The sequence below is a fragment of the Flavobacterium gyeonganense genome (genome assembly GCF_029625295.1).
Classification (GTDB): domain Bacteria; phylum Bacteroidota; class Bacteroidia; order Flavobacteriales; family Flavobacteriaceae; genus Flavobacterium; species Flavobacterium gyeonganense.
The window spans coordinates 4,904,268-4,928,286 of record NZ_CP121112.1 but is presented as its reverse complement, the minus strand read 5'-3'; the positions used below and the strand labels follow the sequence as shown (position 1 = coordinate 4,928,286).

The following is a 24,019-nucleotide window of genomic DNA, read 5'->3' as shown; positions in this document are numbered from 1 at the left end:
CTTCAATTAATTCTGATTGGTATTTTCAGTACTATTTTTCTCAATTCCTTTTTCCGAATGTATTTTATATTTTTCTGTGCTATGAGAAGCAATTTCACCTTCACTTACAGTTTTTCGTTCTTTTTTAGTTTCCGAATGTAAGTCCCCTTCGATAAATTCAGAATGACTTCCAATAACATTTAGTAGACTATCTCCTCCCACTGTAGTCGTATGTAACATTCCTACAGAAGTAAACTTATCAGTTCCTGCACTTTCTGTAATACTCATTCCTGCTGTGGAAGTAATATTTTCAGAGGCATTCATAATAATATTAGTAGCATTCATCGTTATCACTTTTGGCGCAGTGATATTAATATTTCCGCCAATAGTATCAAACTGAATTTCATTACCAATTTTATCTGTGATAATGATACTTTCATCTTCAGTAAATTTTAGAATATGTCCACTTCTGGTATGAATTGCCTTCACATTATTCTGACCGTCTGCATAACCACTGGTTTCACTTCCATTATATTGTGTTCCTAAAACATACGGATTCTGCGCATTGCTTCCTTCAAAGCCTACCAAAACTTCTTCACCAATTTCCGGAATAAAATAAAATCCTTTTCCTGAACCAGAATGTGGCTGAATCATTCGAATCCATTCACTTGAATTGTTTCCACCTGCCCAGTTGAACTGTACTTTTACACGTCCCAATCCTTCAGGATCATTGTTGTCTTTTACTTTCGCTGGCTGTGTTTCTGCTTTGGCAAATACATTTACATCTGTATAATGAGGTGCGGCAACATCTGCCGGAATGGCCTTGAAACTACAGGAATAGTTTCCGTGGACCTGAGAAATGTGTGTTACTTCTGTCACAATGAGTTCATGCTCTACAGTCTGGTTTATGATGCTGAAAACCTGTCCAAGTCCTAACGGAAAATAAGAGGTTCCACTGTAGTATACACTATTGGCGTCGCTGCCTGCGGTCTGCAGTCTGACCATTTCCTGGATTTCTTCACTGCTTTGGGCGTTGGTCGTATAAGCTCCATTATTCAAATCGTTTTGGGTAACGGTTCCCTGATTGTGTCCTACAACGGCAGAGAAACTGTCTTTACTTCCTGAGGATGTTCTTGCTGCCGAATTACGAATATTGGATGCTCCATTGTAATCATACCCTCCCAAAGAAATTTTATGGGAAGCCATATTGGTCTGGATTTTAAAACCATGCAGCGAAGACCCGTTGATGAGTTTTATTTTACTGGTTTTGGTCTGTCCGAACTGCATTCGCATTCCGTCAAAATAAAACCATTGTCCGTAACGTCTGGCCAATCGTTTTAAGAAATCAAAATTGGTTTCATTATACTGGGCCATGTATTTGAACTCTTGAAGATAGGTAGATTTTATAGCATCTCTTTCGTAGAACTCTCCCGGACCTTCTGCTAAAATATCCAATACGATATCATTCATACCTCTTTGCTGGTAGGTTCTTGATTTTTTCATGTCATCCAGAACGATAGTATGGCTGATCCCTTTAACATGTAATCCTTCGGCACTTCCGTGAAGATCTATAGAAGATAATTCTGTTATGATTCCTTTGCTCATTAACCTGATTCCGGTAAGGCTTTTAAAGGTAAAGATAACTTCATCTCCAAGATAGGTTCGCAATGCCTTTGCCTGATCTGCCGGATTGATGATCGCCTTGCCTGTGTATTGCCATACAAAAGAAAAATGATGGTGATCGGCCATCTTTTGTGACAGTTCTAAATTATGATAAACGACGTTTTGGGTAAAGCTCCCTATGCTGATATGTACCTGTTCTGAAAAATGTGCCATAACTATTTTTACATTAATTATTAAGTAAGAATTTTTTTGTAAAAATAGAATTTAAAATTACTTTAACAAATATAATGAGTAATAATTTTGTACTCATTTTACTATTTAATAAAGTAATAATATGTTACGTTGTGGATAAAGTATAAAAATGTTTTTTAACAAATTATAATAGTAGATTTTACAACCCAGTTATGTTATTGGTATATTAAATTTATAGTTTTTTCAATTCAGTAATTACCTCAGAAGAAACTTTAATCACAGTTCCATGACGTGTGCCTTTAGGAAAACTAACCTCATCAGAAATGTCTTCCCAACCTTTGGAGGTTTGTTTTACCGCACCATATTTCTTTTGAGTGTATTTATCAAAATACACAATCCATTCATTGTTTATTTGAATAGCAGTAGGACCTTCAGCCCAGTAATTTCCTGTAATAGGTTCACTTGCCTTTGTGTAAGGACCTTCGAGTTTTTTACTGGTTGCTACTTTTAAATTTTTCTGAACCGGTACTTTGGTTTCGTCTTTTAAATACATGGTGTAACCTTTGTCTGTTTTTACAATAGAAGCATCGATGACATTAAACCCAGGTTCGTAAAGTAATTTGGTTTTAGAGAACTTTATGAAATCTTTAGTTTTTGTGTAATAAATTCTGTGATTGTATCCTTTTTCTTCTTCCGATTTGGTTTCTAAAAACTTTCCGTCAATTGTCGAGGCCCAGTAAATCATATAAGTTTTAGATTTTTCATCATACGTAATTTCCGGTGCCCAGGTATTTCTTGCTTTGTCTTCATGTGTCATAACCGGAATAAATTCCTGTTTTGACCAATGAATCAAATCTTTTGAAGAAGCATAGCCAATACCTTTATCTGTCCAGCTGACTGTCCAGACCATATGATATAAGCCGTCTCCTCCTTTTATGACACAAGGATCCCGCATAAGTTTATCTTTGCCAACTTCAGGAGTTAAAAAAGAGGTGTCATTTTTTAGAGTACTCCATTTATATCCGTCTTCGCTGTATGCCAAATGCAGTCCGTCTTCGCCATTACCCTTAAAATAAGTGAATATATAACTGTCACCTGTTAAAATATAATCGTTAACAGTAAGCCATTTCCTGCAGGTTTCAGGCCAGTAAGCATTAGTACCTTTTACACCAAGACCAAAACCATGACCACCGTTTTCATATAAATGAATTTCTGCCGGAACTTTTTCTTTTTTTAAAGCCAGATAATAATTGATACTGTTTTCTACAGGAACAGCTTTATCATCTGTCGCATGTACTAAAAAAGTTTTGGGCGTTGAAGCCGTTACCTGTTTTTCATTTGAATATTTGTCGGCTATTTCGTTCTGTGCATTTTTGCCTAATAAATTATCCTTTGAACCCTGATGTGTAACACCTTCCTGCATGGATATTACAGGATAAATTAAAATTGAAAAGTTAGGTTTTGCACTTGTAGTATCAGAAGGAGTGTACACCTTATCGTCATAATGTGTGGCTAGAGTTGCTGCCAGATGACCTCCGGCAGAAAATCCCATGAAACCAATTTTTTCAGGATTTAATTTCCATTTTGCACTATTTCTTCTAACCAGACGAACGGCTTCCTGTGCATCCTGCAATGGCGCGACAGTTTTGTTTTTCATAATCAAATCGCTCGGCAATCGATATTTTAAAACAAAAGCGTTAATTCCTAAGCTGTTAAGCCATTCGGCAACTTTATAGCCTTCTTTGTCAATGGCCAGCATTCCGTAAGCACCTCCCGGACATATTATGACTGATGTTCCATTTGATTTTTCCTGATCTGCAAAATAAGCTGTTAGTGTAGGTACTGTTACTTTGCGTACATCTACAGCAATGCCATCTTTATTAGTGACTATTTTTTCTGTATATTCTTTGTTTTCAATCGCATCAGGGATTTTGTCCCATAACGGAATTTCTTTTTTTTGTGAGAATACAGAAAGACTCATCCCTAAAGAAATACAAAATAAGGCTGCCTTAAATCGGTTTAAATTATTTGATTTTTTCATAAAATTCTATTTCGACAATGCGTAATTGTCCTTTTGCATTTACTGCTGTTGGGTCTTTAAATAAATCCAAATCTTTGTTTGCTTCGACTTCAATAATTTTAGAGAATCCATCTTTTTCTGTGTTAGATCCGATGAGTTCGATTGTTATTTTATCAGCTAAAACCGGTTCTAAAGGAATAGTGATATAGCCTAAACTTTGCGCTGTATTTCCTTTGAAAACTTCTTTATCACCTGCTAAAATACGAATTGGATAGATTTTAGACCTCCATCCTGTCAATTTAATTACACATTCATCCACCATTGAAGGTTTTGACAATGTATACGTTATGGAACCACTTTTTATATTCCCATCATTTTTCCATTCCGTCAACTCGTTATCATCATAACTTTTAAATGTCTCATTATTATTAGAAGGCGATGAAGCGCTTACTATAGCAACAGGATTTCTTTTTATTGTGTATGACGGTGTTCTAGGAGTAGGACCTCTTTCTAAATTTGACGCTAAATTAATACCCGGAATTGCGGTAGAAAGTCCATTTTGAGTCTTTATCGTTTTACTTTCAAAATTCACTTCTGCAGGTTTTAATCCTTTGGCTGTGGCCGAAATTTTTATTTTTCCACTTTTTATCATGGATTGTAGCATAACTCTGTTAACGCCATTTTCAACCGGAATCGTTTTAGAAAGAATATAATTTTTTGGACCCTGTGCTATTCCACCTAACCAGGTCACCGGACCTTCTACAGAAAATGTGATCATGTCATTGCTGATTGGACAGCGATTTCCGTTTTGGTCGACCACTTCAACATCAACTAGTGCTACATCTGCACCATCTGCCAAAAGCCCCTGTTTTTGCGTAATTAATTTTAATCTGATTGCTTCTGGATTTCCAACAGTTATTTTGGAGTCTTCACTCAAAATAGTTCCTTTTTCATTATAGCCAATCGCTTTTATAATACCTTCTTTAAAAGTAATGTTTTCAAAGGTAAAGAGAAACTGGTTGCTTTGTTTTCCAAAACCCTGCGAGATTCCGTTAATGAAAAGTTCTACTTTTGAAGCTGTTGAAACCACATAAATGTTTTTGACCACTTTATCAGCATAATTCCAGTGTCCCATAATGTGAGTATGGTGTTTTTCGATATCAACCCAGCCGTACCACATTACCTGATGTGCCCAAAATCCGTCTTTTGGAATACGCATGGCATCTACCTCGCCACTGGTCCTGTAATTAGATTCACCTCTGTGATGCGTATTGGAGTCGGAAAAAATAATATTAACACCACCCGAATTTACTCTTTTTCCTGTTCCGGGCCTTTCCCTGTAATAATCATACCACCTTGTAATATTTTCGATGGCATGACGGTCCTGATTGTGATTGTAATCTTCGGCAGGTTTATCGCGATATAGAGGACCAGCACCTTCTTTATGAAAAGGAGGAGAGAATTCATCCCAATATTTACGCAGGCCTTCATCTCTTGAATATTCGGTTGCCCATAAAGGGATTCCTGCACTTTTATTAATGTAAAGCATTTCCCCGCCATATTCAGCTTCTTTGCTGTCGAGCATTTCACGGGAGCCAATTGCGCGTCCGCCATTTGGATCATAAAGATTTCGAATGTCTTTCATTTCTTTCATATGCTCTTCGCTGATAGATTCATTGCCGCTCTCATAAAAAATAATACTTGGGTTGTTTCGGTTGTAAATGATAGCATCGCGCATTAAGTTGACACGCTGCTTCCATTGTTCGCCTTTGGCATCCTTTTCAGCATCTCCGGCGGGCATTGCCTGTAATAAGCCAACTCTGTCGCAGGATTCAACATCTTGCTTCCAGGGTGTAACATGCATCCAGCGCACTAAGTTTCCGTTCCCTTCTACAATTAATTTATTACTGAAATCACTCAGCCATGGTGGAACAGACATTCCGATAGCCGGCCACTCGTTGCTGGTTCTTTGCGCATATCCTTTTACCTGAAGAACACGGTCATTTAGCCAGATTTCACCATTTTTAAAATCTGTTTTTCGGAATCCGGTTTTTGTCAAAACTTCGTCAACGATTTTTCCATCGACTTTTAAAATAGTTTTTACTCTGTATAAATAGCCGTAACCCCAGCTCCAAAAATGTAAATTGTTAATGAGTTTGCTGGCTTTAATAATTTTTGTTTCATTAGGAAGAAGGTTTGCCTTTTCACCGGTAAATGAAGCAATTGTTTTACCCTGGATATCTTCAATAACGACATTGTATTCTACCTTTTTTTCTGTATTAAATTCATTACGAATTTCAGATTCAGCATGAATAATAGCAGTTTGTTCCTGAATATTTATATCAGATGAATAAACATACACTCCAGTAGTTTTTAGGTTAGAATAGAGCGGAAGTGTCTGGTATAATTTATTTGTAATATGAAGAAAAACGTTTTTTGGTATTCCGCCATAATTGGCATTGAAATTCATGTTGTTCCATTGATAGGTAGTGCTTGTGGCTATTTCTCTGTATTTCCAGTCATTGTCAATTCTTAAAGCAATGGTGTTTTCTTCAGGAAAAGGTTTTACAATTTTAGAAATGTCAAAACCAAAACCCATTACACCATTTTCATGAAGCCCTATTTTTTGACTATTGACATAAATGACACCACCCTGACGAATACCTTCAAACTCGATAAAAATCTTTTTGTCTTTGACACCTTTAGGAAGTTTGAATTTTTTACGATACCATACGATTCCAGTGGTATGGTGATCAATATCCTTTTCAAAAGCCTCTTCCTGGTTGTAGGCATGGGGCAGTGTAACTTTTCTCCAGTTGGTATCATCAAAAACAGGAGATTCCGCATTTTGAAAATCTCCTGTTTTTAGTTTCCAATCGGAATTGAAATTGTATTTTTCTCTTTTAAATTCTTGTGAAAAAAGACCTGAATTGAGAAATATCAAAACAAGACAAAAGAGTATTTTTTTCATGATGGTCTTTGGTTAGTTTGCGTGAGGGATAGAAGTGGAGCTCTCCCGATTTTTTATCGGGAAGCGGGAACGTATAGCCCGACCCGACCTTTTCGGGAGGGGCACGCCCAAATTATTTCATCTTATAAATTTCTGATCCGGCCAGTAAAAAACAACCTAATCCGTAATCTTCAAAATCAGGTATTTTATCGTAAGATAACGGCTGCCCGTCTTTTGGCTCTTTTCCTGTAGATTGCAGGTAGCCTAAAAACCCGGTATCATGCAAAGCATCTTTGGTTATGGCGTTCCATGCTTTTTCGATTACAGGCAAATACGTTTCTTTTTTTAAAATTCCGCTGTTTATTCCGTAAGCCATTCCGTAAACAAATAAAGCAGTTCCTGAAGTTTCTTTTTCGCCAAAATTGGTAGGATCATGCAAACTCACGTTCCAGAATCCGTCAGGTCTTTGAATTGGAACTAAAGCTGCTGCCATTGCTTTTAAATCTTTTACATACTGATCTCTGTGAGGCGCATTTTTTGGAATTATAGTCAATACTTTTGCCAAAGCACCAATTACCCAGCCATTTCCGCGGCTCCAGTAACAATCTTCACCATTTGGTTCTTTGTAAGGAGGATCAAAATCGGCATCACGCCACCACAAACCGTCTTTTGGGTTAAAAAGACCGTTATCACCGTGTTTGTTTCTTGAATACATGTACATCTGATACATTTTTTCGAAGTATCGGTTGTCTTTCTCTAAAACACCCAATTTTGCAAAAACCGGCATTCCCATTTGAATAGCATCAATCCATGACCAGTCGTCCAGTTGAGGCGTGTTCAATAGCATGTTTATATTTGCTTTGGTGTTTTTTAGTTTTTTAGCATCCGGTTCTAAATTGTATAAATCAATATATGTTTGGGCTGCACAGTAATTGTCTGCATTACGGGTTGCGTTTCCGCCATTAAAACCCCATTTGTGAAATTCTGACCAGTCGTATGCATATTTGTAATAGGCTTCTTTAGGGAAAATTTCATGTAACGCCATTAATCCTTCATAATAAACGCCACGTGTCCAGATATTACTTGGACGTTCTTTATTGGTAATGATTGTTTTACCAGTTTCCGGCCATTTTTGCATGAAATAATCATTCGCCAGAATCATTTGCTTTAATACTAATTTTTTATCAAATGGCTGCTGCGCGTTTGTAGTGTTCGTATATGAAAGACATAGTACAAACAATAAAAGTAATTTTCTCATTTTTGTATCTTTATAGGAATTAATTTTGTTTCTTTAAAGCTGTGATCGTAACGGGACCTAATAATCCGGAAGGCATTGGGTTCCATTTTGTGGCATCGAATTTTTTATAGTCTTTGTCTACCATATTGATTTCATAGAAAATTTTCCATTCTTCGCCTTTTAATTCTTTGTCCCGAATTCGGTTTGCAGAAAGATTTGTGACCTGAATTTTCAGAGTGTTTTTTCCGGGTTTTAATTTTCCGATATTTAATTTATAAGGGACTGACCAGGCCGTTCCAATAAATTCATCATTTAACCAGATTTTGGCGCTTTCGCGGACATCGCCTAAATTTAAACTCCATGTTTCTGTTTTAGTATTTGGATTTTCAAATTCAAGTGAGTAGGTTGCCGATCCGGAAAATGCTTCGGCTTCCGAACCAAGTTTTGTCCATGATTCCAAATTCGAAATCGTAGCACTTGGAGGTAATATTGGTCCGCCTTTATCAAAATTAATTTTCCAGTTTCCTTTTAATGCAATTGGATCAGCGGTTGGCTCGTAATAGTTCCATTTTTTTTGCGAAGCAGTATTTTCAGTTTTCAGGAAGTATGATTGTCCCGGCTCTATTTTGATTTTTACCAAAGTGTTTTTTGCTGTTTTCTGAACGACTGCATTTCCGAAGTTTCTGTTTAACGGATCCAAAATGAATACTTCTTTATTGCCAATTTCTAATGGAATAAAACCATCGATCGTTTTTGGAGTATGATTGACCAGATAATATATTTTTTCGCCGTCAATATTTCTCCTAATGAATTTTAGACCTGTATTTACAAGTGCTTCAGGATATATCTCAGCCTTTTCTAACGTTTCAAAAATATTCGAAACAGGTTTTACAGCTTCTTTGTTTTCAGCCAGAACAGACTGAAGTTTTGTCTCCTGATTTTTATAATCATTAAAACCGGGAAGAGATTCAGGTAAGCCCTGAAAAATTACTTTACCACCGGCTTTTTGTAATTCAATCAGCTTTTGCAGAGTGGCCAGAGGCATTTTTTTGCAGGACGGAACAATTAATGATTTAAAAGTACCACCTGGAAGAACGATATTACCATTTACGACTTTAGCTTCGGCAATAAAATTATCTGAAATAAAATCGACTCCGTAGCCTTTTTGCATTAACTCCTTTGTTGTGTTGTAAAAAGCAGTTCCGTGCAGCCATTCATCTAAAGAATGTATTTTGAACTGAAAGAATAAAGTCCCTTTATGATATTGGTCCCAGATGTCAAAAATAGGCCAGTAAAGTAAAATTTCATTGTCTGATTTTCCTTGCTGCAGCATGGACTGGCAGTTTGAAATATAGGAAAACAGGGAAGGAGCGTCCTCCCAAATGTTATTATTTGAATTAAAATTTACAGAAGCATAAAATTTCCATCCTGGCCACGCAGCTCTTTCTGGCGAATAAGTAGAGCCATGAAGAAAAATATGATTGACACCATTTAGCATTAAATCTTCAGCTTCTGGTTTGCATTGTGATAAGGCGGTTTTAAAATGTTCTCTTAACCACGTGAAAGTTTCAGATGAAACCATATTTTTCCCTGAAATATGTGCTGCTGATGAAGAGAATTTAAGCATTACCGGATCAGCATCACCTTCACGAATATCTTCTTTTTCGCGTCTGAAACCTGGAATATCAAAGGGCATTGATCCAAAAGTTTCACATTCAGGAATATCCGCAGAAGCATATAAATCAATTAAATTCCCAGGAGATCCGTGTGCCTGAAGTTTGGTCTTGAAGTTTTTTGAATTCGCCCATTGCGTCCACGGCTTATCAAAATTATTCAGTAATAAGTCGGCTATGGTTTGACGGTAATCACTTCTTATTCGGTTTGCTATTTCGTTATCAGTTTCACTCAATATTAGAGGCAATTGTTTTTTAAGATCATATCCTCTTCGTTTTTGAAATTCTTCAAAAAAATTTGGGGTAAAATCAGTTCCGTAAACTTCATAGCTGTCATTAAAAATAGCCCTGATTTTTCCCTCGCGTCCTTTCAAAGCATTGTTAAAAGGCACTACATAAGCGTTTAATGCTTCTTTAGAATAATGATCCAGAGTATAGCCACTTCCTCCCGGAGCTGCTCTTTTTACCTTTTGGCCGGTTTTGCCGCTAAAAACAGCATAAATAGTGTAATCTGTTTTTTTGGCTTTCCATTTTAATTTGTTTGGTTCCGAATTGTTAGCTAAGGTTACAGAAGTTCCATCAATACCTTTATCATTTAGTTTTGAATTTTTATTTTTCAACTGATCTGTTAGATTAACATAACTTCCATCGCTGCCGTATGCAACTACATATAAAAGTTCAGCCGGAGTTTTTTCCTTAGTATCTTCAAGTTTAATAGAACGATCTATTGTTTCATTCTTTTTTAGCTGATATTTTTCGACAATCAGTTTTGTGGCTGCATGGGGCAGGGTAACGTGAGAACCGCCGTAAGGCCATCCAGTACCCAAAACCATGTCAACTTGCATATGAAGACTATCCGAAACATGGATAGTGTAATCGAGCATTTCCAACCATTTTGGAGAAAGATAATCTATGAAATTGTTTTCTTCTCCTTTTACGCCATATATAGGGGTAATTTCGACACCGCCAATTCCGGCTTTATGAAAATCGACCAGGCTCTTTTTTAAGTTAGGTTTATCTACGGCACTTCCCATCCACCACCAACGTGTCCAAGGCTGATTTATGCTACTAGTTTCTGGCCAGGGAGATTTATCTGAGTTTTGGGAAAATGAATTAAGAACAAAACAAAAAACAGATAAAAAGGCAAGCAGGGTTTTCGTATGTTTCATTATGTATATGTAGCGTTTAAAAGAAAATATTTATATTAAGTATATACAGATAATTGTCAAATGCCAAATGAGTAAAAATAAAGAGTTATTATCAAATTGCTATCCTGTTGCATCCTGTTGTTAATTATTAATAATAAATTAAGGATAAATTAATAAAGTATATTTTTTTTGATTTATTATTTTTTTAAGCAAAAATGTATAAATACATAAAAAATAAATAGCTTAAATTTTAAATTGATTATTTGCAGGAACATACTGCGCTTTTGTGTTGTTAATCAGTGAATTGCCATTTTTTTTGTTAAATAAAAATTAAATATAAAACATAATTTGCTGATAATTAACAGGATACTACAGGATACTGTCGAAATTACTTCTGGATACATTTGGTTAAACTAATATAAATTAACCAAAAACATTTTTTATGAAAAACAAATTTAGTCTTTTGTTGCTTTTGGCCATGTTTGCGTTATTGCATACATCTGGTTATGCGCAAAACAAAGTGGTTAAAGGTACAATTACTGATGGGTCAGGATTGCCAATACCAGGTGCGAATGTAATCATTAAAGGTACTAAGACAGGAAACAGTACTGATTTTGATGGTAAGTACTCTATAAGTGCCGCTCCGGGACAAGTGTTGGTTTTTTCTTCTACTGGCTCAAAAACGGTAGAGGTAACAGTTGCTCAGAATTCTGAGATCAATGTAAAATTGGTAGAAGAAGCAGCACAACTTAACGAGATTGTTGTGGTTGGTTATGGAACTCAAAAGAAAGCCGATTTGACAGGGGCAATTGGAAGTGTTAATGCTACTCAATTAATGAATCGACCAGTACCAAATGCTGTAGAGGCATTACAAGGAAAAGTTGCGGGGGTTGATATCACAACTACCGAGCGTCCGGGAACCGTTGGTAGAGTACGTATTCGTGGTCAGCGTTCAATAACTGCAGGTAGTGATCCTTTATATGTTGTAGATGGTGTTCCTTTGATGTCAGCATCTGGTATTGAAACACTTAATCCAAGGGATATTGAATCGATGGATATTCTTAAAGATGCTTCAGCAGCAGCTATTTATGGTTCACGTGGAGCAAACGGTGTTATCATTGTAACAACTAAACAAGGAAAGTCAGGCAGGTTCACTATGAATTATGCAGGTACTGTAACTACTCAGGATATAGTGGACAGAGCTCCATCTATGAGTGCAGCCGATTTTATTACATTCAAGCGTTGGGCAGCCTATAATAGTAATACTCCTACTACGGCTGTTCCATACACTCATCCTGATTCGCCTACAGAGGCAAATGATAAAAGGCTTTTTTCTACTGGTGTTGATGGTAACACTTCTTGGAATAATGTTTTAAAAGGATGGCAAAGTGGTACATGGGACCCATCTAAAGTGATCAACACGAATTGGACAGATATAGTAACCCAAACAGGAATTACAACGGAACATGTTTTAAGTGCTAGTGGAGGTTCTGAAAAAGTAAATACTTATGCTTCATTAGGTTATATGGATAATACAGGTACACAAAAAGGACAATGGTACAAACGTTATACAGCAAAACTTAGTTCAAATATTACGCCGGTTTCATGGTTTAAAATGACTGCTTCTTTAAACGGTTCATGGAGTGAACAGGACTATGGTATGTCAACTTTGAGTGCAAGAAGCAGCTCAGTGCCGGATGCAATTTATGGGGTGGCTAAACAAATTTTTAACCATGCAGTTCCTTATGATGAAAACGGTAATATTGTTATTAATCCGGGTGGTGAAAACGGTATTTATACAATAATGGACGAATGGAACAGAAGTACGCAGCAGTCTCAAACGTTTCGTCTTTTAGGTAATTTTTCTGCATCTATTGATTTTGGAAAGATATGGAAGCCAATAGAAGGACTTACTTATAAGATAAATTTTGGTCCAGATTTTCGTCATTGGAGAGAAGGTGTTTATATAGATGGTACATCATCGCTTAAGGTGAATTCAAATGGCAGTGCAGGAGTTAATTTTGCAAGACTTCAAAATCGTCGCGATTTGTCATGGACTGTTGATAATATGATTAACTACGATCGTACATTTGCTACAAAACATAAAATTGGAGTTACTTTATTACAAACAGCATCTGCTTGGGATATCGAGAGTTCCTCTATGAGTGCAAATAATATTCCTAAGCCTTCTTTCATATGGAATGCCATGGGACAGGTAGATGTTACAAATGCTAATAATAAGGCATCTATGGGGTCAAATATTATACAAAGAAGCCTTACATCATATATGGCTCGTCTTAACTATGGTTTTGATAATCGTTATTTGTTGACTGTTTCAGGACGTTGGGATGGTGCTTCGGTACTATCTGAAGGGAATAAATGGGATTTTTTCCCATCTGCAGCATTAGCATGGCGTATCAACAATGAAGATTTCTTAAAAGATGTAAACTGGATTGAAAATCTAAAACTTCGGCTAGGTTTTGGTAGTGTGGGAAATTCTGCTGTTGATCCTTATGGAACATTAGGAAATCTTCGTACTATATATCTTCCATTCAATGGTATGAGCAATCAAATGGGCCAAACTACCAACGAACCGTTTTATACTTCTCCTGAAAATCTGACAGGAATGCCTAACCCAAATTTGAAATGGGAAAGAACCAGACAATATAATCTTGGACTTGATTTTGGTTTCTTAAATAATAGAATTAGCGGAACTATTGAAGCATATAAAAGTTTTACAGAAGATTTGCTATTACAATCAGGTTTGCCAAGTGTTACAGGCTATCCTAATATAGTAACTAATGTTGGAAAAACACAAAACAAAGGTGTTGAAGTAACGCTCAATCTTATCCCGGTGCAGACTACTGGTGGATTTACATGGGAAACCAACTTGAATGGTGCATGGCAAAAGGATAAAATTGAAGAATTAATAAATGGTAAACAAGATATGGTAATTAATTCATGGTTTATTGGAGAATCTATTGCTGTTCGCTACGGTTATGATAATCAGGGATTATGGCAAGATACTCCTGAAGATCAGGCTGAAATGGCGAAATGGATTGGAGAAAATTTTTCGCCAGGTAAAGTACGACCTAAAGATCAAAATGGGGATTACAAAATGACTCCTGAGGATCGTGTCGTTTTAGGCAATAGTAATCCTAACTGGACAATGGGATGGAATAACAACTTTACTTATAAAGGTATAGAGCTAGGGGTAAATATTTATGGTCGTATGGGATATACTGCTAATTTAGGAGCTCAGGGAATGACAGCTACTGCAAATCAAATTCAGGTAGATTACTGGAGACCGGATAATACTGATGCAGAATTCCAAAAACCTATTCTGGGTCAGGCATCGTCAGGTTCGCTAGATCCTTATGCTGGACTTCTTGGTTTCAAAAAAGCGTCATTTTTAAAAATCCGTAATATTTCTTTGGGTTATAATTTGCCTAAAGAGGTTACTGGTAAAATTGGACTGACAAACATGAAAATTTATGCTCAGGCAGTAAATCCTGGCAGTATATATCAATCTTTAGACTGGTATGATTTTGATACTGACAGAACTTATTTCAACCGTAGTTTTGTAATGGGTATTGAAGTTGGGTTTTAACAATATATTGTGACAAATTGAAGTATAACAATAAAAGTAAAAAAATGAATAATATTAAAAATATAGGAATCGGTCTTTTATTAATGACTGGATTGTTTTTTAGCTCCTGTTCGAAAGATTTTCTGGACGAAGAGCAAACAAATGCTTTTTCGACAGCTTATTTTGATACACCAGAGGGACTCCAGGCCTTGACGGTATCGCTATATGGTAATATTCGCTGGCATTTTGCTTTTGAGTGGTCTTATGGTACGACACTTTACGGAACTGATGAGTTTACTAATGCGAATGACCTCACAAACGAAATGTGGAATAAATACGATAACCGCTTGAATCCATCTGGTGCTACAGCAGCAACTGGAGCAGCTAACGGGAATGCTACAAGTCCAGCTGATCTTTGGGATCAAATGTATTTTGGTATTGCATCAGCAAATACGATTATTGCAAATGCAGAAAAAGTAATTCCTGATTTGAAAATCAGAAATCGCTGTTTGGCGCATGCTTATTTTTTAAGAGGATTTAATTATTACAAACTTTCTGCTCAGTATGGTAGTGTTGTTCTTCAAACTGTACCTTTGAAAGGTGTTGTTGTTCGTAATTTTAAACGTTCCACAGAGGAACAATGTTGGGAACAGGTAATATCTGATTTCCGTAAAGCTTATTCTCTTTTTGAAGGCGAAGTTTATACTTATGGTAAAGGAGTAACCTGGACTAAGGCAACAGCAGCACATTTTCTTGCAAAATCATTACTGTTTCGTGTTTCAGAACGTAACAGTAAATGGAATAGTTCTTACAAAGATGCAGATCTTAAAGAAGCAATAGATGCATGTACCTACGCTATTGGTGCACGAGGTGCATTAACTCCAAATTATAGTGATCTTTATGCTAACTGGACAGGAATTGATAATCCGAATGAACAGTTGAGTGAAATTTTAATGGCAGCAGGTTTTAATGGAGATGCAGCTACTGCTGGTCGTTTTGAAAACCGTACATTTAGTTTTTTCACACCTCAGTTTTCCAACTTTGCAGGAGGCTGGGTTGCACGTGGTGCATGGATAGGTGCTATGGATTTTCAGCGCTGTCGTCCTACTGAGTATTCTTATGCAGTTTATGATCACGTAAACGATGCGCGTATGTGGAAGACCTTTAAAACCGTTTATGGTGTAACTACTGTAAGGACACCAAATCCAAACGGAGTCAAATTGGGCGACCCGGCTATTGTAATGATTTTGAATACTAAAAATGATAATACATATAATGCATATAAATTTGGTTCAGTAAATCAAAGTCCAAACTGGAAAGATGATGCAAAACGTCTACCAGAATGGACTGTAGGAAGCAGACAAACACCCACTGCTGGAGCTTTAACCAGTAAAACAGGTCAGTTTGTTCCTAACTCTTTGGTTTTATATCAAAACGGGACTTATGTTGCACCATCTTTTGGTGTTAGTTCTGGAAGTGTTACTAATTTCTTTGCAGGTATCAATAAAGTAGATTGTGGTTCTCGTACTGGAGAAAGATCAAATTCTAATCGCGATGGGATTATGGCGCGTCTTGCCGAAACTTATTTAGTGCGTGCAGAATGTTATGTTCGTCAGGGAGATTATGGAAATGCTATGAAGGATATCAATACCGTTAGAGAAAGAGCACAATGGAAAAATGGAGAAAACAGATCTTATTATAGCGATGGATCTCAGGCTTTTAAGACAAATCCATTAAATACGGGTACTTTGGCAACAAATTTTATAAATGCAAATTTAGATATGAATACCTATTATTTGTCAAATCCAAATGTTGCTGTTACAACTGCTGCTTCAAATTTGAAATTGACAACATTCCCTGCTAATCTGCCAGCTGAAGATGAAGCAGTACTTACTAAAATAGGTGCCGGAACTGATTATGAGCGTGCGTTGCATTTTATCCTTAATGAACGTAGCCGTGAATTATTAGGTGAATTCCAACGTTGGGAAACACTTTCCCGTACGGGTACATTAATTAAGCGTGCCAAAGCATTTAACACCGAGGCAGCATCTATGATTACAGCAGACAAACATGAATTACGTCCTATTCCTCAAACATTCATTGATCAGTTGACGAACGAGGATGGTACCAATTTAACTGCCGCACAAAGAGCTGATTGGCAAAATCCTGGATATAAATAATTATTGCCCCTATCTATAAATTATTTTTTGACCGCCTCAACTGAGGCGGTTTTTTTGTTCTTATTTGTAAGATATTATAAAAAAATCACGAAACAGAATTGTTATCGATTACATTTTTTAGTAAAAAATTTAAATTTTAGCTGCATTATGTAATGAATGACGCAATAAAATAACCTTATTTTTTATTTTTTGATTATAATTTCATAATATTTTAACTCTTTTTTTTGGTATTAAAAAAAATAATACATTTGTGTAATCGATTGCATAATTGATTGTTTTTTCTTAGTAATTTTATTTAATAGTTTATTTATGATTAATAATTATTTGTAAGAATTTAAAAATAAACCTATATAAATAATAAGGTAAATTTCAAGAATGCAAAAAAATTAAATAACTAACTAATTAATTAACCAAATTTAACTTTTATGAAAAACAAATTTAGCTTTCTGTTGGCTATAACAGTATTTACATTACTACATGTATCTGGTTATGCGCAGAATACAACGGTAAAAGGGGTTATTAAAGACGCTACGGGGCTTCCGATACCTGGTGTGAATGTACTAATTAAGGGAACTCAAAAAGGAACGAGTTCTGACTTGGATGGTAGCTATACAATTAATGTTTCTTCAGGAACAACCCTTGTGTTTAGCTTCATAGGTTTTAAGACAGAAGAGAAGGTTATTACTCAGGCCGGAGTGTACAATATTGAAATGAAGGAGTTAGATAATTCCCTAGAAGAAGTTGTTGTAGTAGGTTATGGTGTAAAGAAGAAAAAAGATTTGACAGGATCAATTGTGAGCGTAAGTTCTGAGGTAATAAATTCCAGGCCGGTTCAAAATGCTGTTCAGGCAATGCAGGGAAAAGCTGCAGGGGTTGATATTACATCAAATGAACGTCCTGGTACAGTAGGTAAGGTAACTATACGTGGGGCACGTTCAATTTCCGCTTCAAACTCTCCTCTATACGTAGTTGACGGAGTACCAATCAATAATTCTAAACCATTGGCGGGTGCATTAGGTAAATCAGTAAATGATGTCAGTGATTCCAATGCAGGAGGAATTGACTTTTTAAATCCTACTGATATTGAGTCTATTGATGTGTTAAAAGACGCATCTGCAACAGCAATTTATGGTTCACGTGGAGCAAACGGGGTAATTATTGTAACTACTAAAAAAGGAAAAAATGGCAGATTTTCATTAAACTACAACACTGCAGTTACTACAGAAGAAATTCATGAAAATGCTCCGATGATGTCAGCAGGTGAATATATTGATTTCCGTAGATGGGCAAGATATTATTCAAATCCATCAGCTTTCCCAAAAGGTGATGCACCAACAATTGCTAATGATGAATTGATTTTCTTAAAGTCAGCAGATCCTTCTGCCTGGGCAAACATTGCGAAAGGATGGGAAGGCGGTACATGGGATGGTTCCAAAGTGGCAACAACAGACTGGGCAAAGTTTGTCACCCGCACAGGGGTTACGCAACAGCATACCTTAGCTGTTAGCGGAGGAACTGAAAAAATGAAAGCGTATGGCTCATTTGGTTATACAGGAAGTACAGGAGTGCTAAAAGGACAGGGGTATAAACGTTACAATGGGGTTGCAAATGTAGATATTACGGCAACAGATTGGTTTTCAATGGGGGCTAATCTAAATACGAGTTATAGCATAAATGAATATGGGCAATCAAACATCGGAAGATCAGCTGTAAGTTCTACTACAGGAATATATAATTCAGCACGTCTTAATCTTCCGTATGCAGTTCCTTACGACAGTAATGGTAACAGAATTGATAATCCAGGAGGAGATAATACTATTAGAACCGTTATTGATGAGGATAAATACTCTCAGGATCAACGCGTAACATTACGAGCTTTTGGTAGTTTGTATGCTCAAGTAGATTTAGGGAAACTTATTCCTGTTTTGGGAGGTTTAAAATATAGATTAAATTTTGGTCCAGATATAACCTCATATCGTAATGGGGTATTTTTAGATGCGAGATCTGCCGCACGTTCAGGAACAAGTTATGCATCGTTAATAAAGGCACAGACAATATCGTATACATTGGATAATCTTCTTTATTACAATAAGACAATTGGTAAACACGATTTGGGGCTTACTTTTTTACAAAGTAAAACAGGATATGAATATGAAGATAGTATGATGGCTGCAAACGATGTTAAAAATCCTCAAAATAAATGGAATGCTTTGAATCCCGCGAACGTAACCCTTAGTAACTATTCGAGTAACTTAATTGAATCTGGTTTGTTATCTTATATGGGAAGGATAACTTATGGTTATGACAATAAATATTTGCTAACGGCATCGGGGCGTTATGATGGTGCATCACAATTAGCAAATGGAAACAAATGGGATTTCTTTCCAAGTGCTTCATTAGCCTGGAACATGAATCAGGAGAGCTTTTTAAGTGACGTTTCATGGATAGATCAGTTAAAGCTCAGGGTAGGTTTTGGAGTTACCGGTAACGCTGCTGTTGATCCTTACTCTACACAACCACCATTAGCTGGTATTGTTTATCCTAATGGTTCTGGTATAGTAAACAATGCCACTTTAGGAAATCCAGCTTTAGGATGGGAAAAAACAAAACAGATTAACTATGGTATTGACTTTTCTTTTGTAAATAGTAGAATATCAGGGACTCTGGAATACTACACTAGTGATACTACAGATTTATTATTGAAAAGAAGTGTTCCTACACCTACAGGTTATAGAGATACATTTGAAAATGTTGGAGAGACAGAAGGTGAAGGTGTAGAGCTTACATTAAATACTACAAATGTGAAAGCAAAGGATTTTGAGTGGAGTTCAAATTTGAGTGCTTCTTATCAGCAAAGCAGAATTGTAACATTAGCGAATGGAAAATTTAACGATATCAACAATAATTTATTTATAGGTCAGCCGCAAAATGTAATTTACGGATATGCTTCTAATGGAATATGGAAACCAGAAGATGCAGCAGAAATGGCTAAATTTAATGCTAATGGTGCAGGATTTTCATTTGGTAATGCAAGGCCTGTAGATCAAAATGGAGATTATAAAATCGATGCTAATAACGACCGTGTTATAATTGGTAGTGCAGATCCTAAATACATTGCCGGTTTAACGAATACATTTAGATATAAAAATGTAGAATTATCATTCTTTGTTTATGGTCGCATGGGATATATTTATAATACTGGTGGTGAAAATGAAGGTGCGAAAGGCAGCCAGAGATCTATTGATTATTACACTGATAACAACATTAATGCTGAATATCAAAAACCAATTTATTCTGCAGGAACAGGGGATTCTTTTTTTCCAACTTTAGGTTATCGTGACGGAGCGTTCTTAAAAGTTCGTAATATATCTTTAGGATATAATTTTACAAATGAGATGGCTGAAAAAGCCGGAGTTTCAAAATTAAGACTTTATATTCAGGTGATGAACCCGGGAATGATTTACAATAAAGTAAAATGGATGGATTTAGATACACAGTCAACTGCTTCAAACAGGGGATTTACTTTAGGTTTAAATGTTGAACTATAAAATTAAATTTTAATTTAATAATGATGATTATGAAAAAATATAAAACACTATACATTAATTTAGTATTAGTAGCTGCATTAGGTCTTATTAGTTCCTGTAGCGATGATTTTCTGGATGAACAATTGGAGACGGCTTATACTAAAGATTACTATAAAACCGAAGCTGGTATTCAGGCTTTAGCAGTTGGAACATATTATCAGTCTTTTGCATTAGAGTTTGCATTAGAAGTGCCACTAACAGCTACTCAGTCAGGTACTGATGAGTTTCATGCAGGAGGTGACCCTTCAAACCATATTTGGAATTCATATGCATCTGGATTGAACTCTTTTGTAACCACTTCTAATGCCAATACTGTTGCCGCCAATACCAATTGGGATAATTTGTACGTTGCAATAGGAAATGCGAATCAATTGATTGAATCTGCTACAGCAATCGTTTCTACAAATGCCGCAATCAAAAAAAGAGCTTTAGGGGAAGGTTATTTTTTAAGAGCTTTCAATTATTTAAAATTAGTTAGTCAGTATGGAGGTGTGCCAATAAAATTAAATTTAAGTACTACTGTGGAAGTTGAGTTTACCAGAGCTACAGCTGAAGAGGTATTTACCCAAATTATTGATGATTTTACGAAAGCTTACGATTTGCTTGATAATACAGGTGGATCTGCTAAAATTACGAAAGATGCTGTTGCACATTATTTAGCAAAGGCTTATTTGTCACGTGCAAGTGAAATAAATGATACATGGAATTCAGCAACAAAAACAGCTGATTTACAAAAAGTAGTTACGCTTGCAGATGAAGTTATTGCTCATCACCCTTTAGCACCTAACTATGTCGATTTATGGAATTTTACAGCTCCTGATGGACCAAATGAAAAATTGTCAGAAATAATCTTAGCAGGTCAGTTTAATTCAAGTCAGTTAAATTCCGGATCAAATTGGCAGCATTTATATTTTCTTTCAACTTACGATCAACTACCTCAAATGAGACGTAATTTAGCAGGAGGAAGGCCATTTAGCCGTCTGGCACCAACATATTATACTTATGATGTATATGATAAAGTTAATGATTCTCGTTTTTGGAAAAGCTTTCAGACAAAAAGTATCGTTAATAATCAGTCTGGAACTACTTATGTAAATGGTGATTTAGGTATTGTCTACATAATGAATGCTCCAACGGATAATCGTTTTGTTAAAACTAAAAATACAGATTTTCTTATCCCGGGAGCTGCGAAAAAAGTTCCTAGTGTTTATGTACAATATGCAGCAGATAATGTAGGACTTATGGCTGATGTAAGATTTCCGTCTTTAAGCAAATATATGGATGGATCAAGAATCGATTTAACAAGTCAAAGAGGATCTAGGGATATTATTTTAGCACGTTCTGCAGATACCTATTTAATAGCTGCTGAAGCAAAAGTACGTTTAGCAAAACAAGGTGCTGCTTCTTTTGCTGATGCTTTACCATACATAAATGCAGTCCGAAATCGTGGTGCGTATAAGGCAGGTGAAGACCGTTCAGCATATGCAGACGGATCTGCAGCATGGACAACTGCTGGTCAGGCTGGCATCCCAATTTCATATATTCCTAAAAATTCATATTATGAGTCTAATAATATTTCGGTTACAACATCGGCAACCAGTCTCAATATTACTAGTACCAGTGCTTTGCCTGCAGAAGATATAGCTGTAATTACAAAACTAGGATATACAAGTGATTACGATAGAATGCTATGTCTAGTTCTAAATGAACGAACAAGAGAACTTTGCGGTGAATTTCATCGTTGGCAGGATTTAAGCAGAACTAAAACTTTGGTTGCAAGAGCAAAAGCTTATAATATTGAAGCTAATCCAAACATTAAGGATTATCACATCTTACGTCCTATTCCTCAAACTTTTCTTGATGGAATATATGCGAATGGAAGACCATTAACTGCTGCAGAAAAAGATGCAATGCAGAATCCTGGTTATTAATATATCTGTTATGTTTTTTCTAAACCGTCTCAATTTTGAGACGGTTTTTTTCATTGAAAGCAGGGTACAACAGGATTGTTGTCAGCAATGTAATGAATAAATTTGAACTTTAAATCTTTCAAAAAATAGTTTGGGAATTTAATAGCAATTAAAAATTAAGTGGTTTTAATTTTAAAGGGCATCATATAGTTGTGCCCTTTTTTTGTTTTATAATCTGTAACAGACAGGGAAGCACAGGATAGCTATATTGTTTTACTCTTTTACTTTTAAGTTTATAATAGTAAATTTCGAACCCATGAATTTCATACGAAATCAGTTTTTAGTTTTAATTTTTTTGATCCTTTCATTTTCGATAAGCGCTCAGGTTAAACTGCCGGCTTTGGTTAGTGATAATATGGTTTTACAGCAAAATGAAAAGGTTAATTTGTGGGGATGGGCATCGCCAAATGAAAAAATAACCATTCAGTTAGGCTGGCAATATGCTTTAATAGAAGTCGTTGCAAGTTCCTCAGGAAACTGGAAAGTGACAGTAGATACTCCTGAGGGAAGCGAAAAAGCATATTCCATAACCATTAACGCTTCTAATAAAATTGTACTTAATAATGTTCTTATTGGCGAGGTCTGGATTTGTTCCGGTCAGTCTAATATGTATTTTCCTGTTGGAAAAGAAGAAGCTACCTGGAAAACCGGGGTTAAGAATTATGAAGAAGAAATCGTAAATGCCAATTATCCTAATATCAGATTGTTTACAGTTTTGACCAATGCTTCTCCAAAACCGCTTGACGATGTTACCGGAAGATGGACAGCATGCTCTCCTGAGACAATAAAAACGTTTTCTGCTGTTGCTTATTTTTACGGAAGAGAGTTATATCAGAAATTAAAAATTCCGATTGGTCTAATCTCCTCTTCATGGGGAGGCACAAAAGCAGAAGCCTGGACTTCTCAGGATGTTTTGGAAGGAAATCCGGAGTTTTTAACTATTTTGGAAGAAGATGCTAAAAACGAAAAACTATATCAGGAAAAATTAGAAGCTTATTATTTAAATTTAAAAAATGAAAAATTGCCTGACAATACTTTAAAAAAAGAACTTAAAAAGCCTAAAAAAGAAGCTAATAAAACATCCTATGTACTTTATAATGCAATGTTGCATCCGTTAATCAATTACACTATCAAAGGTGTAATCTGGTACCAGGGCGAAAGCAATTCAGGAAAGGCGAAATTGTATCAGACTTTATTTCCTGCTATGGTAAAAAACTGGAGAGACGACTGGAAGCAGGGTGATTTCCCTTTTTATTACGTGCAGATTACGCCTCACAAAGGACAAACTCCGGAAATTAGGGAATCGCAATTATTATCGTTAAAAGTAATACCCAATAGCGGAATGGCTGTTACGACTGATGTTGGGGATACAAATAACATTCATCCTATAGATAAACAAACTGTAGGGCATAGACTCGCACTCATAGCTTTGGCAAAAACATACAGCGAACATAAATTGGTCTATTCAGGCCCCATTTATAATCACATGAAAATCAAAAAAGATAAAATTCAGTTATTTTTTGATTATGCAGATTCTGGATTCAAAAAAACAACTGGGGATTTAAAAGAATTTGAAATTGCCGGAGATGATAAAACCTATTATCCGGCTGTTGCCAAAATAGATGGTAAAACAATTGTCGTTTCTTCTGATAAGGTAAAAAATCCTAAATCAGTTCGTTTTGCATGGAAAGCAGTTCCCGAACCTAATTTATTTAATGCTGAAAACTTACCGGCATCTCCTTTTCGTACAGACCTAAGTAATTAAAGTTCGAGTCTGCATTAAATTTGAAATCATTTCATTCCCGGTTTATTCTCTACTAAAGGATATACCGGGAATTTGTTTTATAAAAAACTGTATGTCAATTGGTAAT

Annotated in this window: 10 protein-coding genes; 5 read left to right on the top strand and 5 right to left on the bottom strand. The window is 35.9% G+C overall.

From position 1 onward, the window contains the following. Window positions 1-6: 6 nt before the first annotated feature. The 5 genes from P5P89_RS20845 to P5P89_RS20825 form a co-directional block, all read right to left on the bottom strand. Complete coding sequence (locus P5P89_RS20845; RefSeq protein ID WP_278010057.1) at window positions 7-1,815, bottom strand: type VI secretion system Vgr family protein; 1,809 nt, start codon at window positions 1,813-1,815, stop codon at window positions 7-9. A 211-nt stretch (window positions 1,816-2,026) separates the two neighbouring features. After that, window positions 2,027-3,835, bottom strand: a complete 1,809-nt coding sequence (locus tag P5P89_RS20840) for an alpha/beta hydrolase fold domain-containing protein (RefSeq protein WP_278010056.1) — start codon at window positions 3,833-3,835, stop codon at window positions 2,027-2,029. Further along, a complete protein-coding gene (locus P5P89_RS20835; protein ID WP_278010055.1) occupies window positions 3,819-6,785 on the bottom strand; it encodes a glycoside hydrolase family 2 protein in 2,967 nt (988 codons plus the stop codon). The genes P5P89_RS20840 and P5P89_RS20835 overlap by 17 nt, the downstream gene beginning before the upstream one ends. 112 nt (window positions 6,786-6,897) lie before the next feature. After that, complete coding sequence (locus P5P89_RS20830; protein WP_278010054.1) at window positions 6,898-8,022, bottom strand: glycoside hydrolase family 88/105 protein; 1,125 nt, start codon at window positions 8,020-8,022, stop codon at window positions 6,898-6,900. 19 nt (window positions 8,023-8,041) lie between these two features. Continuing rightward, a complete protein-coding gene (locus P5P89_RS20825; RefSeq protein ID WP_278010053.1) occupies window positions 8,042-10,843 on the bottom strand; it encodes a glycosyl hydrolase in 2,802 nt (933 codons plus the stop codon). Between the two features lie 421 nt (window positions 10,844-11,264). Here P5P89_RS20825 and P5P89_RS20820 point away from each other — a divergent pair, with 421 nt between their 5' ends. The 5 genes from P5P89_RS20820 (at window position 11,265) to P5P89_RS20800 (ending at window position 23,913) form a co-directional block, all read left to right on the top strand. Continuing rightward, window positions 11,265-14,432: a SusC/RagA family TonB-linked outer membrane protein gene (locus P5P89_RS20820; protein WP_278010052.1), complete on the top strand. Its 3,168-nt coding sequence runs from the start codon at window positions 11,265-11,267 to the stop codon at window positions 14,430-14,432. A 44-nt stretch (window positions 14,433-14,476) separates the two neighbouring features. Further along, entirely contained in the window at window positions 14,477-16,591 is a 2,115-nt protein-coding gene (locus P5P89_RS20815; RefSeq protein ID WP_278010051.1) for a RagB/SusD family nutrient uptake outer membrane protein, read from the top strand. 425 nt (window positions 16,592-17,016) lie between these two features. Next, on the top strand, window positions 17,017-20,139 hold the full coding sequence (locus tag P5P89_RS20810) for a SusC/RagA family TonB-linked outer membrane protein (protein ID WP_278010050.1): 3,123 nt from the start codon (window positions 17,017-17,019) through the stop codon (window positions 20,137-20,139). A 29-nt stretch (window positions 20,140-20,168) separates the two neighbouring features. Continuing rightward, complete coding sequence (locus tag P5P89_RS20805) at window positions 20,169-22,109, top strand: RagB/SusD family nutrient uptake outer membrane protein (protein ID WP_278010049.1); 1,941 nt, start codon at window positions 20,169-20,171, stop codon at window positions 22,107-22,109. Window positions 22,110-22,404: 295 nt separating this feature from the next. Continuing rightward, window positions 22,405-23,913 (top strand): sialate O-acetylesterase, encoded by a 1,509-nt coding sequence (locus P5P89_RS20800; protein WP_278010048.1) that lies wholly within the window; start codon window positions 22,405-22,407, stop codon window positions 23,911-23,913. Window positions 23,914-24,019: the final 106 nt, after the last annotated feature.